This window comes from Herbaspirillum sp. DW155 (assembly GCF_037076565.1).
Classification (GTDB): Bacteria; Pseudomonadota; Gammaproteobacteria; order Burkholderiales; family Burkholderiaceae_D; genus Herbaspirillum.
Map to the genome: position 1 here is coordinate 155,063 of NZ_AP029028.1, position 14,913 is coordinate 169,975.

The window sequence follows — 14,913 nt, forward strand, 5'->3', positions numbered from 1 at the left end:
GGCATCATCCCTTCCCGCCGGACCGGATAGGCGCCCCGGCATATCTGTACTACGCAGGCGCGTATCACGGAGTTTCCCCCGGAGCGGTAAAATCCGGGTTCGCGTCGCTTTGCCCATGGGCAAGGAGATCCCCAACAGGTAAGCGGAACCGGCAGGCCCGGTCCGGTAAGGCAGGAATATGACGACGGGCAGCAGTACCCAAGGAATCCAGATCAGGACCCGCCAGCGCTGGCTGGGCGAGGCCGTGGAACTGGTCTCATCGATGCGCTTTGCGATCAGCCTCCTGACGCTGATCGCCATCGCCTCGGTGATCGGCACGGTGATGAAGCAGAACGACCCGATGCCCAACTACGTGAACCAGTTCGGCCCGTTCTGGTTCGAGATTTTCGACAAGCTGGGCTTGTATGCGGTGTATTCGGCCTGGTGGTTCCTGCTGTTCATGGGCTTCCTGGTGCTGTCGACCTCGCTGTGCATCGCCCGCAACGCGCCCAAGATGCTGCGCGACGTGAAGAGCTGGCGCGACAACGTGCGCGAGCAGTCGCTGCGCAATTTCCATCACAAGCACGAGTGGACCACGGCCGAAGCCCCGGCCGAGGCTGCCGCACGGCTGGCCCGCCAGGTCGGCGCACGCGGCTACAAGACCAGGCTGGCCGACAAGGAGGGTGGCACGCTGCTGGCGGCCAAGCAGGGCGCGGCCAACAAGTGGGGCTACATCTTCGCGCACGCGGCCATCGTCATCATCTGTCTGGGCGGCCTGCTCGATTCGGATTTGCCGATCCGCTTCCAGCAATGGTTCTACGGCAAATCGGCCTTTGCCGGCAATGGCATCATTGCTGACATCCCGGAACGCTATCGCCTGGGACTGAACAACCCGACCTTCCGCGGCAACACGCTCATCCCGGAAGGCTCCAGCAGCAGCACCGCCATCATCCCGCAGAAGGATGGCGTGATGATCCAGGACCTGCCCTTCACCATCCAGTTGAAGCGCTTCATCATCGATTTCTACTCGACCGGCATGCCCAAGCTCTTCGCCAGCGAAGTGGTGGTGCGTGACCATGAGACCGGCAAGGAGACCGCCGCCACCATCAAGGTCAACGAACCGCTGATCTACAAGGGCGTGGCGATCTACCAGTCCAGCTTCGAGGATGGCGGCAGCAAGCTCAAGCTGGTCGGCTATCCGATGCGCGGCGGCACCAACAGCCGCTTCGACCTGTCCGGCGAAGTCAACGGCAGTACGCCGCTGCCGGCCGGCATGGGCGATTACACGATCGAATGGAGCGGCTTCCGCCCCTTCAACGTGGAGAACATGCAGACCCAGGGATCCGGCTCGGCCTCGGGTGATGCCCGTGCGGTCAACGTCGGCAAGAACGTCAATCGGGGCTTCATCGCCGATCTCGACAAGCATCTCGGCTCCGGCGCCAAGAACGCCAACAGCAAGGACTTCAAGAATGTCGGCCCGAGCGTGCAGTACAAGCTGCGCGACAAGACCGGCCAGGCGCGCGAATACTTCAACTACATGCAGTCGCTGCCCATCGATGGCGCCGACGTCTTCCTGGCCGGCATGCGCGAGCAGCCTGACCAGCCCTTCCGCTACCTGCGCATTCCCGCCGATGACCAGGACAGCGTGGCCGAATGGATGCGCCTGCGTGCCGCCCTGGCCAATCCGGCCCTGCGCGAGGAAGCGGCGCGCCGCTATGCGCGCCAGGCCATCAGCGGCGGGCGCGAAACGTCACCCGCGCTGCGCGAGCAACTGGAACAATCGGCCCTGCGCGGCCTGACCATCTTCGCCGGCGACGGCAAGGTCTCGGGCTACATCGCGGTGACGCGCTTCCTGGAACAACTGCCCGCTGCCGAGCAGGAAAAGGCCGCCGACATCTTCATGAAGATCCTCAACGGCAGCATGTGGGAACTGTGGCAAGCCGCGCGCGCCCGGGATGGGCTGGGTCCGGTGGCCAGCGATGAGAAGCATGGCCGCTATCTGCAACTGGCCATCAATGCCCTGGCCGACGCCGCGTTCTACCCGGCGCCGGTGTTCCTGCAGCTATCAGGCTTCCAGGAGATCAAGGCCTCGGTGCTGCAGGTGACGCGTTCGCCCGGCAAGAAGGTGGTGTACCTGGGCTGCCTGTTCCTGGTACTGGGCGTGTTCGCGATGCTGTACATTCGTGAACGGCGCCTGTGGATCTGGATCAAGCCCGGCCCCGATGGCCAGGGCAGCCAGGCGCTGCTGGCCATGAGCACGCAGCGCCGCACGCTGGATTTCGACAAGGAATTCGAACAGATGAAGGGCCGTCTGACCGGTGCGGCACAATCCGCACCAGGTCCGTCGGCCTAGTACCCTCATGCCGCCGGGCTACGGCGGCCATTCTTCCGAGCGTTGCGCCAGGGCCTTGCCCGGTCGCATCGTCCGGGACAGCAGCAGTGGAGAACGCAATGCAACTGACCCAAGCAAACCAGGCCTACGAGCAAGAGCAAGGCTTCTTCCGGCGCCTCGGCATCGTCGACTGGATTTACGCCGTCGCCCTGGTGGCGGGCTCGCTGTACGCCTTCGGGCGCTTCGGCAGCTATATGGATTACTACGAGAAAGCCGTGCTGTTGCTGGCCGCACCGACCTTCGCCTGGCTGGGCTGGCACTGGAAGCCGGTGCGCCTGCTGATGCTGGTGATCGCCGTGCTCTCGCTGGGGGCCATCGCCATGTATGGCGGCGCGCTGGAACTGGCCGACAAGAAGTTCTTCCTCAAGTACATGCTCTCCAGCCAGTCGGCCATCCTGTGGATGAGCGCGCTGTTCTGCCTGTCTACGCTGTTCTACTGGGGCGGCCTGGCCACCCGGGCCGGCACCGGCAGCGCAATCGGCTCGCGCCTGTGCTGGGCGGCGGTGGTGCTGGGCTTTACCGGCATGATGGTGCGCTGGTACGAGTCCTACCTGATCGGGCCGGATGTGGGCCACATCCCGATTTCCAATTTATATGAAGTTTTTGTCCTGTTCTGCCTGATTACGGCGCTTTTCTACCTGTATTACGAAGAACGTTACGCCACGCGCCAGCTCGGTGCTTTCGTGCTGACCGTCATCACGGCAGCGGTCGGTTTTCTGATGTGGTATACCGTCTCGCGGGATGCGGCCGAGATCCAGCCGCTGGTACCGGCCCTGCAGAGCTGGTGGATGAAGATCCACGTGCCGGCCAATTTCATCGGCTACGGCACCTTCGCCCTGGCCGCCATGGTGGCGGTGGCTTACCTGCTGCGCGAGCGCGGCATCCTGGCCGATCGCCTGCCCTCGCTGGAGGTGCTCGATGACGTGATGTACAAGGCCATTGCCGTCGGCTTCGCCTTCTTCACCATCGCCACCATTCTGGGTGCGCTATGGGCGGCCGAGGCCTGGGGCGGCTACTGGTCGTGGGATCCCAAGGAAACCTGGGCCCTGATCGTCTGGCTCAACTATGCTGCCTGGCTGCACATGCGCCTCATGAAGGGCCTGCGTGGCCGTACCGCCGCGTGGTGGGCGCTGGTGGGCCTGCTGGTGACGACCTTTGCCTTCCTGGGGGTGAACATGTTCCTCTCGGGCCTGCATTCTTACGGCGAACTTTGATGGCGCCGGCGGCTCCTTGAAGAGGGCGGCCCCGCCCTCTGAATTACAAGGAGCAACGATGAAGCACCCCTCTGCCGCGCCGGAACTGGTCATCTTCGACTGCGATGGCACCCTGGTCGACAGCGAAGTGGTGGCCGCGCGTGCCTGGTCCGAGTATGTGGCCGGGTATGGCGTCACGCTCAGTCCCGAGGAAGCGCTGGCGCGCTTTCGCGGGGTGAGCATGAAGTGGTGTATCGCGCATATCGAGCAATTGAGCGGCCAGGTCCTGCCGGCACATTTCGAGCAGGAACTGCGCGCGCTCATGGGCGGCATGCTGGAGCGGCACCTGCAACCCATCAACGGTGCGCTGGAGATGGTGGAGCAGTTGCATCTGCCCTTCGCCCTGGCCTCCAATGCCCCGCATCACAAGATCGAGCTGTGCCTGCGCGTGACCGGCCTGCTGCCGCATTTCGCCGGCCGCATCTTTAGTGCCTATGACGTGCAGCGCTGGAAACCCGACCCGGCCCTGTTCCTGTTCGCGGCCGACCGCCTGGGGGTGGCCCCGCAGCGCTGCGCGGTGGTGGAAGACAGCCTGCCGGGCGTGCAGGCCGGACTGGCAGCGGGCATGCAGGTGATCGCCCTGCAGGAGCATGGCGTGCATCCGGAGATGCCGGAGGGGGTAGCGGTCATCACCCACCTGGCGCAGTTGCGCGCGCAACTGGGCTGACCGCGGGGACAGTTCCCGCTGCGCCCGATTTCGGTAAGATCTGCAAGAAACTTCACCTGACGGCTCCCATGCTCCGCTCCCTAGACCGCGAACGGCAAATCATCTATTGCGACCGCGCCATCGAAGTGCGTCCGCTGGGCCTGCGCGAGGCCCCGGCGCTGTATGACGCCGTACACCAGTCGCGCGTGGCCATCAGCCAGTGGGAAGCCTGGTGTACCCCCGATTACGGCCTGCTGGACGCCAAGCTCTTCTTGCAGCGTTCCATCGAGCAATGGCATGTCCACGCGGCCTACGACTTCAACATCATCGATCGCAGCAACGGCCTGGTGATTGGCTCGGTGGCCGTCAACCAGGTCAGCCAGCTGAACCAGATGGCCAATCTCGGCTACTGGGTACGCGAAGGTTACACGGGGCGCGGCATCGCCGCCCTTGCCGCGCGGGCGGCGGCGGTCTTCGCCTTTTCAAAAACGGGACTGACGCGCCTGGAAATCGTCGCCCAAGCCGGCAACCTGCGCAGCCAGCGGGTCGCTGAGAAGGCCGGGGCGACGCTGGAATGCCTGGCCCGCAATCGCCTGGTCTTTCATGGCGAACCGCGCGATGCCAAGGTTTTTTCACTGGTGCCGACCGATCTGGGGCTTCCTGTCCCGGTGCGTACCTGAGCTGTCGCGGCGCCTGACAACTATGCTGTGGAGTAAGTTTTCGTCGCTTTTTTGTCGCGTCACGTGAAGGAAGATACGTTTCGAAACACTTTTTTTTCGTTTTTTTTGTTCAGTAAAAGTGCACAATCCGGCACATTCTGACAGCGCTGTCAGCCTTGATGGATGCGGGTTTGCGCCGTTTTTTGCGGAGCCGCACGGAATTGTTTCAGCCAGGGAATTTCAATTTGGCTGACAAAATACTGACTTTTCGCGTATTCCAAATCGCCGCTCGGACGTTACATAGCTAAAGTGCTGTCAAGAAAAGCAGCGCTTGTGTATCTGGAGCAGTCTCCCGGAATCAAGGCAGCAGGCAACATCTTCCGGGGCGCTGCGTGTTCTTCCGAACAACAACTCAGGAAGGAAGAACGTTGAGCGTCAGCGACGTAAGAGGAAATATGATGCAAGCCATACAACGCAACAAGACCACCAATAACAACCACGCCGGCCGCGCCGCCCAGCAATACGTCATGGGCGGGGAAGCGCGCACTTCCCGCCTGGCCAAGCGCCTCAAGGGCGCGGACGCCGCGCATCAGGACGACGACTGCGGCGCGCGTTACGACAAGATTTCCAAGCAGATGGATGACGCCCTGGAAGGCGGTTCGCCGCAGCGTTTCAAGCGTCCCAAGATGGAAAGCGACATCATCGCGCGTTGATGCAGGGTGGATTCAGGCGGCGTCCGGCCTGAATCCCTTCCAATTCTCGTGCGATAAAAAAACAGCCGGAGGCATGTCTGCTCCGGCTGTCGTTTTCTCCGCTTCACTTTCAGGTGAGGTTTGGTGAATCTCCCGCCCCAGCTTGCGAGCGGGGGCGGCTGTCTTACAGGCTTTCTTCGCGCGGATCCCGCGCCAGCAGCCGGGCCACCATTTCTTGCACCGATACGCCATCAAACAAGGCCGCCGCCACCGCATCGGTGATCGGCATCTCGATGCCTTTTTCGCGCGCCAGCTCACGTACCGCCTGTGCGCAGCGCACACCCTCGGCCACGTGACCGAGTTCGGCGACGATATCCGTCAGCTTCTTGTTCTGAGCCAGTCCCAGGCCGACGCGCCGGTTGCGCGAAAGGTCGCCGGTGCAGGTCAGGATGAGGTCGCCCACGCCTGAGAGTCCCATGAAGGTTTCTGCACGTCCGCCCAGCGCCACGCCCAATCGCGTGATCTCCGCCAGGCCGCGCGTGATCAATGCGGCGCGGGCGTTCAGGCCGAGTTGCAGACCATCGGCCACGCCGGTGGCGATGGCCAGGATGTTCTTGACGGCGCCGCCGATCTCCACGCCCACCAGGTCATCGCTGGAATAGATGCGGATGTTGTTGCCATGCACGGCGGCCACCACGCGCTCGCACAGCGCCGCATCGGCGCCGGCGATGGTCAGCGCGCAGGGCAGGCCGCGCGCCACTTCCTGGGCAAAGGAGGGGCCAGAGAGCACGCCTGCGGCCAGCTCTGAACCCAAGACCTCCTGCACCACCTGATGCGGCAGCAGCCTCGTGCCTTCTTCCAGACCCTTGCACAGCCATACCAGGTTGGGGATGGCACGGGCGCGCAGTTGTCCGGCCAGTTCGCGCAGGCCCGACACCGACGAGGCCGCGATCAGCAGCGCATCATCAGGATCGTCGCAGACATGCCGCACGGCGGCATCGAAGTCCGAACTCACCGTCAGTTCAGGCGGCAGCGGGAAGCCCGGCAGGTACAGGCTGTTTTCACGCTGCTGGCTGGCCGCCTGCATGGCCTGGGCATTGCGCCCCCACAGCACGACCTGGTGCTTGCGTGCCAGCGGAATGGCCAGCGCGGTACCCCATGCGCCGGCGCCCAGAATAGTGATCTTCATGGTCAGCCGTTCTTCGCTCAATCGCCCCAGACTTCACCAGCCTTCACGAAGCCGCTCTGGCCGTCGCGATGGCGCACCTTGACCCAGCCATTGCTGGGGCTCTCCAGCATCTCCAGCAGCACCGACTTGTCGGCGGTGAAGACCACCGGGCTGCCTTCATCGGCGGCACTGAAGATGCGCGCATTGGCCACCGATACCACCAGCATGCGCTTGGGCGTCAAGGCCTTGGAAGAGATCCAGGACAGCGTGCCGGCGGCATCCCTGACCTTGCTCCATTCGCCATAGGTCAGCACCACCTCGACCGGCATGCCGCGCGGCGCGACGTAGACGCGGCGGCCCTTTTCGGAAGGGGCGTCGTACATGATGGCGGGCGAGGCACCGACCGACTTGAAGTCCAGGGCCAGGGCATCCTTGGCCATGAAGGCGCCGAGCAGGGTGGCGCAAAGAATCAGGGGCAGGCGTTTCATCGTGAAGGTCTCCGCAGAAGGGAAAGCGCCGCAGCACAGGCTGCGGCGGCTCGTTGTCGTGCCGGGCTGCCGCAGGGGATGCGGCCGGCCCGGCAGGCGGACAGAGGGTGATGCAGGATCAGTTGACGGCGGTGGAGCCGTTGTTGACCAGGGTCGCGCCTTGTTGCTCGGCCAGGGCCTGCAGGCGCTGCTGGTAGAACACCTCGAAGTTGATCTCGGCCAGGTGCACCGGCGGGAAACCGGCGCGGGTGATGGCGTCGGCGATGTTGGCGCGCAGGTACGGGTAGATGATGTTGGGGCAGCCGATGCCCAAGAGCGGGTCCAGTTGCTCGGCCGGCACGTTGCGGATCTCGAAGATGCCGGCTTGCTTGCCCTCGACCAGGAAGGCCACCTTGTCCTTGACCTTGGCGGTCACGGTGATGGTCACGGTCGATTCGAACACGCCTTCAGCCAGCGCTTCGGCGCCGACGTCCACCGACACTTCGATCGAAGGGGCTTCCTGCTCCAGGAAGATGGCCGGGGAATTCGGCTGTTCCAGCGACAGATCCTTCAGGTAGACGCGCTGGATCTGGAAAACGGGTTGCTGTTGGGCTTCTTGGTTCTGTTCCGACATGGATCTCTTTCAGGTTCGGTGAATCGATAGGGGGAGTGTGCTGCCCTGGCTTCAGGCTTGCAGCAGCGGGTCCAGCTTGCCGGCGCGGTCCAGTGCGCTCAGGTCATCGAAGCCGCCGACATGGGTGTCGCCGACATAGATCTGGGGCACGGTGCGGCGGCCGGTCTTTTGCATCATCAGCTCACGCTGCTGAGGTTCGAGATCCACGCGGATCTTCTCGATCTGCGTGATTCCCTTGCTGGCCAGCAAACGCTCGGCCATCATGCAATACGGGCACACGGCGGTGCAGTACATGGTCACGGGGGCGCTCATTTGGCCTCCTTGGTGGTCAGCGGCAGGCCCTGGCCCTGCCAGGCGGCGATGCCGCCGTTCAGGCCGTATACTTCGGTGAAGCCGGCTTTCTTCAACGACGCCTCGGCACGGTTGGCCTGGGTGCCGGTCTGGCACACCACGATGACCGGGCGGGCCTTCAGCTTGTCCAGTTCGCCGATGCGCTGCGGCAACTCTTTCAGGGGAATGTTGCGGGCGTCGCGCAGGTGGCCGGCCGCGAATTGCTCGGTGTCACGCACGTCCAGCACCAGCACCTTGCCCTGGTTGAGCATCTGGGTGGCCTGCAAGAGGCTCAGCTTGTTGCCGCGCTGCTGCAGGTAGGGAACCAGCAGCGCACCGCCCGAGACCAAGGCCAGGGCGATCAGGAAAATATTGTCGATGATGAATTTCACGGCAGTCCAATGAGTTTACTGAATCCCGGCATTATAAAATAGAAGCATTCGCGGTTTGCATCCGGACCGAACAGACTAGTCTAAGGTGTGTGCCCGGTCTCGCGTAGTCGATCTTTGGGGCAGCCGCAGCGGTTTATCCATCATCAATACAAGTCCTGCTATGTACAAAATCGTATTCATGCGCCACGGCGAATCGACCTGGAACTTGGCCAACCGCTTCACCGGCTGGGTCGACGTCGACCTGACCGAAAAGGGCGTGGCCGAAGCCCGCCAGGCCGGCAAGCTGCTCAAGGAAGCCGGTTTCTCCTTCGACCTGGCCTATACCTCGGTGTTGAAGCGCGCCATCCGCACCCTCTGGACCACGCTGGATGAAATGGACCAGATGTACATCCCGATCAAGAACGACTGGCGCCTCAACGAACGCCACTACGGCGCCCTGCAAGGTCTGAACAAGGCCGAGACCGCCGCCCAGTACGGCGACGAGCAGGTGCTGGTCTGGCGCCGCAGCTACGACACCCCGCCCAATCCGCTGACTCCGGGCGAAGAGCGTGACTCCTTCGGTGATGCCCGCTACGCCGGTCTCTCGCGCGAACAGGTGCCGCTGACCGAATGCCTGAAGGACACCGTGGCCCGCGTCCTGCCGGCCTGGAATGACTCCATCGCCCCGGCCATCCGCGCCGGCAAGCAGATCATCATCTCGGCGCACGGCAACAGCCTGCGCGCCCTGATCAAGTACCTGGACGGCATCAGCGACAACGATATCGTCGGCCTGAACATCCCCAATGGCCAGCCGCTGGTCTATGAACTGGATGCCGATCTCAAGCCCATCAAGAGCTACTACCTGGGCGACCAGTCCGCCATCGAGGCAGCGCTCAAGGCCGTGGCCAATCAAGGGAAGTCGAAATAAAACTGCGTTGCTCCAGCAAGACGCCGGCCGCACAGGCGGCGTCTCTTTCCGCCAAGTGCATTGCACCGGCGCGTTCGGTCCTGTTGACAGGCGCGCCGCGGGCCGCTGTGCGCCTGTTCTCGGCGCTGGCGGCGGGGATGCTGCTGTGTGCAGCGTTGCAGGCCCAGCCGATCACCGAGCGCACCCGGCAGAAGCAGGCCGCCGAGAAGGAGCAGGCCGACCTGCAGCAGCGCCTGAGCGCGCTCAAGCGCGATATCGACCAGACCGAAACCGCCAAGGACAATGCGGCCGATGCCCTGGCCGCTTCCGAGCAGGCGATCTCCAAGGCCAATCGTTCATTGCGTGACCTGGCACAGGAACAGCAGGATACCGAGGCGCGCCTGGCGCAGCTGGTCAAGCAGTTGAATGAACTGACCGCCCTGGTCAACGCTCAGCAGGCGCAGCTTTCCAAGCTGCTGCGCGAGCAATACGTGGCCGGCAACGAAGATCGCATCAAGCTGCTGCTCTCAGGGGACAATCCCAACCGCATCAACCGCGAGCTGCAGTACATGGGCTATGTCTCGCAAGCCCAGGCCAAGCTCATTGAAACCTTGCGCGCCAACCAGCAGGCGATCCGTGCCAACAAGGCCGACACGCAGAATGCCAAGTTCGAACTGGAAGAAATCGCCCAGGAAGAACTGGAGCAAAAGAAGGTGCTGGAGCGCGAGAAGGGTCGCCGCCAGACCCTGCTCGCGCAGCTTTCCACCAAACTCAACGCCCAGCGCCAGGAAGTCGGCCGTCTGGAGCAGGACCAGCAGCGCCTGTCCAGCCTGGTGGACAAGCTGGCGCAGATCATCGAGCAGCAGAAAAAGGCCGAAGCCGAGGCCCGCGAGAAACGTCGCCAGGAACAATTGGCCAAAGCCAGGGCCGAACGCGAGAAGCGTCTGGCGGAGCAGCGCGCCCGCGCCGAGAAGCACGCCGCCGAAGCGGCCAAGGCCGCCAGGGAGGGCAAGCCGGCGCCCAGGATGCCCGATCCGGCTGACGCCATCGATGATGACGAACCGCCGCAAAGCGCCTCCCTGGGCCGCAACGACACCCTGCCCGAGCCGCAGTCGGACAACTTCGGCAAGCCCTTCGCCAGCCTGCGCGGACAGCTGCATCTGCCGGTCAGGGGTGACCTGAGCTCGAAATTCGGCAGCCGCCGGGGCGACGGGCCGACCAGCCGGGGCCTCTTCATCCGCGCCCCCGAGGGTGCGGAAGTGCGCGCGGTGGCGGCGGGACGGGTGGTCTTTGCGGACTGGCTGCGCGGGTTCGGCAATCTGATCATCGTCGACCACGGCAACCAGTACATGACGATCTACGGTAACAACCAGGCGGTATTGAAACGCGCCGGCGATCTGGTCAAGGCCGGCGAAACCATTGCCACTGCAGGCAACAGCGGCGGCAATGAGCAATCGGGTTTATACTTTGAAATGCGGTATCAAGGCCGCGCATTCGACCCACAGGGGTGGGTAACTTCTAGGTGACACATGGGCAGCAAACTCAAGAATATCAGTCTGATCGGTTTGGGCATGGTGGCAGGTGCCACTGCAATGATTCAGTTCGACGCCATCGCGCAAAAGAATGCAACGGCGTCGCTGCCCCTGGAGGAGCTGCGCCAGATGGCCGACGTGTTCGGTCTCATCAAGTCGGATTACGTGGAGCAGGTCGATGACAAGAAGCTGCTGACCGAGGCCATTTCCGGCATGGTCGCCTCGCTCGACCCGCACTCCGCCTATCTGGACAAGAAGGCCTACAAGGAACTGCGCGAAGGCACCATGGGCAAGTTCGTCGGCCTGGGCATCGAGGTCGGCATGGAAGATGGCTACGTCAAGGTCATCTCCCCCATCGAGGATTCGCCGGCCTTCCGCGCCGGGATCAAGGCCGGTGACCTGATCACCCGCCTGGACAGCACCCCCGTCAAGGGCCTGACCCTGGATGAAGCCGTCAAGAAGATGCGCGGCGAACCCAACACCAAGATCACCCTGACCATCGCCCGCAAGGAAGAAGACAAGCCCATCATCCTGACCATCACCCGTCAGGAGATCCGCGTGCAGAGCGTCAAGGCCAAGGTGGTCGAACCCGGCTACGCCTGGCTGCGCGTGACCCAGTTCCAGGAGCCGACGGTGGACGACATGTCCAAGAAGCTGGCCGCCATCTACGCCCAGGAACCCAACCTGAAGGGCATCGTGCTGGACCTGCGCAATGACCCGGGCGGCGTGCTGCCGGGCGCCATCGGCGTGGCCGCAGCCTTCCTGCCCAAGGATTCGGTGGTCGTGTCCACCAACGGCCAGCTCCCCAGCTCCAAGCAGACCTTCTACGCCAAGCGCGAGTACTACGCCTCCAACCCGTTGTCGGACCCGCTGTCGCGCCTGCCGGACGCCATCAAGAAGGTACCGATGGTGGTCCTGATCAACAGCGGCTCGGCCTCGGCTTCCGAAATCGTGGCCGGTGCCCTGCAGGATTACAAGCGCGCCACCATCATGGGCACGCAATCCTTCGGCAAGGGCTCGGTGCAATCGGTGATCGCGCTGCCGCCCGAGAAGAACACCGCGGTCAAGCTGACCACCGCCCGCTACTACACGCCCAAGGGCCGTTCCATCCAGGCGCGCGGCATCGTGCCTGACATCATGGTGGACGAATATCCGGATGGCGACGGCCTGAACGGCCTGCGCCTGCGTGAAGCCGATCTCTCCAAGCACCTCACCAACGACACCGACAAGTCCGCCGAGGTCAAGGCGCAATCGATGGATGAACAGTCCGAAGAACGCCTGATCGCCGCCGAGAAGAAGCGCAAGCCGCTGGACTTCGGCAGCAAGGACGACTTCCAGCTGATGCAGGCCCTGAACCAGTTGAAGGGCCTGCCGGTCAAGGTCTCCAACGCCAAGCCGGAAGTACGCAATGAAGAAGGCAAGAACGACACCCCGGTGAAGGACGACCGCAAGGACAACAAGGCGCCGGCCGAGAAGATCGACACCACCAAGTAATTCGCCGCCTCCGGGCAGGCACATCGGGCCGCTAGCACTTGCCAGCGGCCCTTTTTTTCATATCAACCACGGCAGATCTGACGATGGATGACCAACAGCTGCTGCGCTACTCGCGCCACATCCTGCTCGACGAGATCGATATCGAAGGCCAGACCCGGTTGCTGCAAGGCCATGCGCTGGTGATCGGCGCCGGTGGCCTGGGCTCGCCGGCCGCCATGTACCTGGCCTCGGCTGGCGTAGGCCACATCACCCTGGTGGATCACGACAGCGTTGACCTGACCAACCTGCAGCGCCAGATCATGCATACCACCGCGCGCGTGGGCCAGCCCAAGGTCGTGTCCGGCCGCGAGGCATTGCAGCAGATCAACCCCGGCGTGCAGGTCACCGCGCTGGCCGAGCAGGTGGAAGGTGAGCGGCTGCAGGCACTGGTGGAGACGGCTGACGTGGTGCTGGACTGCAGCGACAACTTCGCCACCCGCCATGCCGTCAATCGCGCCTGCATGGCGGCCGGCGTGCCGCTGGTATCGGGCGCGGCGATCCGCTTCGATGGCCAGGTCAGCGTGTTCGACCCGCGCCAGGACGCCAGCCCCTGCTACGCCTGCCTGTTCCCGCCCGAGCGCGAATTCGAGGAAGTGCAATGTTCCACCATGGGCGTGTTTTCGCCGCTGGTGGGCATCATCGGCACCATGCAGGCGGCCGAGGCCATCAAGCTGGTGGCCGGCATCGGCCGCTCGCTGGCCGGGCGCCTGCTGATCCTGGATGCGCGCGAGATGGAGTGGACCAGCATCGCCATCGGCCGCGACCGCCAGTGCCCGGTGTGCGCCCGGCGGCACGCCTGAGTCTTGGCCGGCGGGCCGAACGCATCGGCGCTTCCATCCCGCCCCGTTATTCTGGTATAAACACGGATGGATGTTGCAATGCAAATGACATGCAACATGCGCCTGGCTGATGTTCGGAACGACGACAATTCATAAGCGCGATCAGCCCGCCCCGTCCAGCCCGTCACAGGGGGGAGACATGAACCGCTCCATGAACAGGACCACCGCCCGCGTCCGGCCACCGGCAACAAGGGCTAGCGGCCCGCTGCGCCAAGGGCTTGGCATCCGGAATCGTTGGTGTACAATCCTTGACCGCGAAAAAGCGTGCGCCATCCGCAGCGCGGCCAGGAGACACCGGGCGGGCCAGCGGATCGCGTCAACGTCAATCGAAGAGGTGCCAACGCGGCAAGGGAAGTGGATTCACAAGCGACCTGTTCCGGCAGCCGTGCATCAGCCGGGATAATGGATATAGTTGAAAAACCCGTAGTATTGAAAGTAAGCGAAGTGGCAACCAAGACTCCCAAAACTACCCCTGCAGCGCCGTTGCTGACCGAGGAACAGATCCTCAAGATGGACGAGAAGGACTACATGAACGAAGCGCAGCTTGCTTTCTTCAAGGCCCGTCTCCAGCAGCTGGAAAAGGATCTGCTCAAGAACGCGGATGAAACCACCGAACACCTGCGCGAAACCGTGCTGGTGCCGGACCCGGCCGACCGCGCCACCATCGAGGAAGAACACGCCCTGGAACTGCGCACCCGCGACCGCGAGCGCAAGCTGCTCAAGAAGGTGCAGCAATCCATCGTGGCCATCGACAATGGCGAATACGGCTGGTGTGAAGAAACGGGCGAGCCGATCGGCATTCCCCGCCTGCTGGCGCGTCCGACCGCAACCCTGTCGCTGGAAGCCCAGCAACGCCGCGAACTGAAGCAGAAGCTCTACGGCGACTGATCCGTCACTCGCACGATGACGCCTGCGCCTTGCAGCGCGCGGGCGCAGTGCCGCTGTCGTCCTCAACCTGGTCCGGCTCCATGAATCGTCTGCGTGCCCTGCGAAGCTCCACCGTCATCGCCGTACTGGCGATGACGCTGCTGTTCGCGCAGATGCTGGGCTTCGTGCACGGTATCGTGCACGCCGGCTGGGCACCGGGGACGGTACATTCGCTGATCAGCGAAGCCTTCTTCGACGAAGGCGACAACGGCCATGCCGAGCCCGCAGCCCATTCCGGCGGCGTGCCAGACCACCACGCTTCTCATTCGCACGCCCACGGCCTGCATCATTCCTGCCTCGCCTATGACGCGGCCGCCTTGTCGGCGGGCATGCACTTCGATTTTCCTGCCCTCCCGCTGCTGGCACCGGACCGGGTGCTGGCCTTGTGGCTGGCCTTCGCGTCCTGGGACGCGCCACTGAACTGCCATTTCTCCTCGCGCGCCCCGCCGCGCTGAATTCCTTCCTCCTGCAAGACCCTCACCACTGGTTACCGGTTGTCTCCCGCGCATCCGTGCGTGGCGCCGCGTCGTCCTGACGTCGCCGCGCGCGATCGCGTGCCGACGGCCGGTGTATCCGCGCCGCCC

16 protein-coding genes are annotated in these 14,913 nt (G+C 63.7%); 11 read left to right on the top strand and 5 right to left on the bottom strand.

Translation table 11 applies throughout. The features are described 5' to 3' along the window. Positions 1-178: 178 nt before the first annotated feature. The 5 genes from AACH55_RS00780 (at position 179) to AACH55_RS00800 (ending at position 5,642) form a co-directional block, all read left to right on the top strand. On the top strand, positions 179-2,332 hold the full coding sequence (locus tag AACH55_RS00780; RefSeq protein ID WP_338717498.1) for a cytochrome c biogenesis protein ResB: 2,154 nt from the start codon (positions 179-181) through the stop codon (positions 2,330-2,332). A gap of 98 nt (positions 2,333-2,430) precedes the next feature. Next, positions 2,431-3,585, top strand: a complete 1,155-nt coding sequence (gene ccsB / locus AACH55_RS00785; RefSeq protein ID WP_338717499.1) for a c-type cytochrome biogenesis protein CcsB — start codon at positions 2,431-2,433, stop codon at positions 3,583-3,585. Between the two features lie 58 nt (positions 3,586-3,643). Then, on the top strand, positions 3,644-4,291 hold the full coding sequence (locus tag AACH55_RS00790) for an HAD-IA family hydrolase (RefSeq protein WP_338717500.1): 648 nt from the start codon (positions 3,644-3,646) through the stop codon (positions 4,289-4,291). A gap of 68 nt (positions 4,292-4,359) precedes the next feature. Continuing rightward, positions 4,360-4,950, top strand: coding sequence for a GNAT family N-acetyltransferase (locus AACH55_RS00795; RefSeq protein ID WP_338717501.1), 591 nt, complete (start codon positions 4,360-4,362; stop codon positions 4,948-4,950). A 437-nt stretch (positions 4,951-5,387) separates the two neighbouring features. Further along, entirely contained in the window at positions 5,388-5,642 is a 255-nt protein-coding gene (locus tag AACH55_RS00800) for a hypothetical protein (RefSeq protein ID WP_338717502.1), read from the top strand. Between the two features lie 163 nt (positions 5,643-5,805). On the opposite strand, the gene AACH55_RS00805 is transcribed toward AACH55_RS00800, so the two are convergent. The 5 genes from AACH55_RS00805 to AACH55_RS00825 all read right to left on the bottom strand — a co-directional run bounded on the left by AACH55_RS00805 (position 5,806) and on the right by AACH55_RS00825 (position 8,612). Next, on the bottom strand, positions 5,806-6,810 hold the full coding sequence (locus AACH55_RS00805) for an NAD(P)H-dependent glycerol-3-phosphate dehydrogenase (RefSeq protein WP_338717503.1): 1,005 nt from the start codon (positions 6,808-6,810) through the stop codon (positions 5,806-5,808). A gap of 17 nt (positions 6,811-6,827) precedes the next feature. Beyond that, positions 6,828-7,277: an SH3 domain-containing protein gene (locus tag AACH55_RS00810; protein ID WP_338717504.1), complete on the bottom strand. Its 450-nt coding sequence runs from the start codon at positions 7,275-7,277 to the stop codon at positions 6,828-6,830. 118 nt (positions 7,278-7,395) lie between these two features. Beyond that, a complete protein-coding gene (gene secB / locus AACH55_RS00815; protein WP_013232209.1) occupies positions 7,396-7,890 on the bottom strand; it encodes a protein-export chaperone SecB in 495 nt (164 codons plus the stop codon). Between the two features lie 51 nt (positions 7,891-7,941). After that, complete coding sequence (grxC, locus tag AACH55_RS00820) at positions 7,942-8,202, bottom strand: glutaredoxin 3 (RefSeq protein WP_034340510.1); 261 nt, start codon at positions 8,200-8,202, stop codon at positions 7,942-7,944. After that, positions 8,199-8,612, bottom strand: a complete 414-nt coding sequence (locus AACH55_RS00825; RefSeq protein WP_338717505.1) for a rhodanese-like domain-containing protein — start codon at positions 8,610-8,612, stop codon at positions 8,199-8,201. The genes grxC and AACH55_RS00825 overlap by 4 nt, the downstream gene beginning before the upstream one ends. A gap of 160 nt (positions 8,613-8,772) precedes the next feature. Between AACH55_RS00825 and gpmA the strand changes: the two genes are divergently transcribed. The 6 genes from gpmA (at position 8,773) to AACH55_RS00855 (ending at position 14,784) form a co-directional block, all read left to right on the top strand. Then, positions 8,773-9,519 (top strand): 2,3-diphosphoglycerate-dependent phosphoglycerate mutase, encoded by a 747-nt coding sequence (gpmA, locus tag AACH55_RS00830; RefSeq protein WP_338717506.1) that lies wholly within the window; start codon positions 8,773-8,775, stop codon positions 9,517-9,519. Between the two features lie 137 nt (positions 9,520-9,656). Further along, positions 9,657-11,024 carry a peptidoglycan DD-metalloendopeptidase family protein gene (locus AACH55_RS00835; protein WP_338720429.1) on the top strand — a complete coding sequence of 456 codons (1,368 nt, stop codon included), beginning with the start codon at positions 9,657-9,659 and terminating at the stop codon, positions 11,022-11,024. 3 nt (positions 11,025-11,027) lie between these two features. Next, entirely contained in the window at positions 11,028-12,524 is a 1,497-nt protein-coding gene (locus AACH55_RS00840) for a S41 family peptidase (RefSeq protein ID WP_338717507.1), read from the top strand. An 83-nt stretch (positions 12,525-12,607) separates the two neighbouring features. Next, complete coding sequence (locus AACH55_RS00845) at positions 12,608-13,363, top strand: HesA/MoeB/ThiF family protein (RefSeq protein ID WP_338717508.1); 756 nt, start codon at positions 12,608-12,610, stop codon at positions 13,361-13,363. Positions 13,364-13,804: 441 nt separating this feature from the next. Next, the gene (gene dksA / locus AACH55_RS00850) at positions 13,805-14,290 is read left to right on the top strand and encodes an RNA polymerase-binding protein DksA (protein ID WP_338720431.1); all 486 of its coding nucleotides are present in this window, start codon (positions 13,805-13,807) and stop codon (positions 14,288-14,290) included. Between the two features lie 80 nt (positions 14,291-14,370). Further along, a complete protein-coding gene (locus tag AACH55_RS00855) occupies positions 14,371-14,784 on the top strand; it encodes a hypothetical protein (RefSeq protein WP_338717509.1) in 414 nt (137 codons plus the stop codon). Positions 14,785-14,913 lie beyond the last annotated feature (129 nt).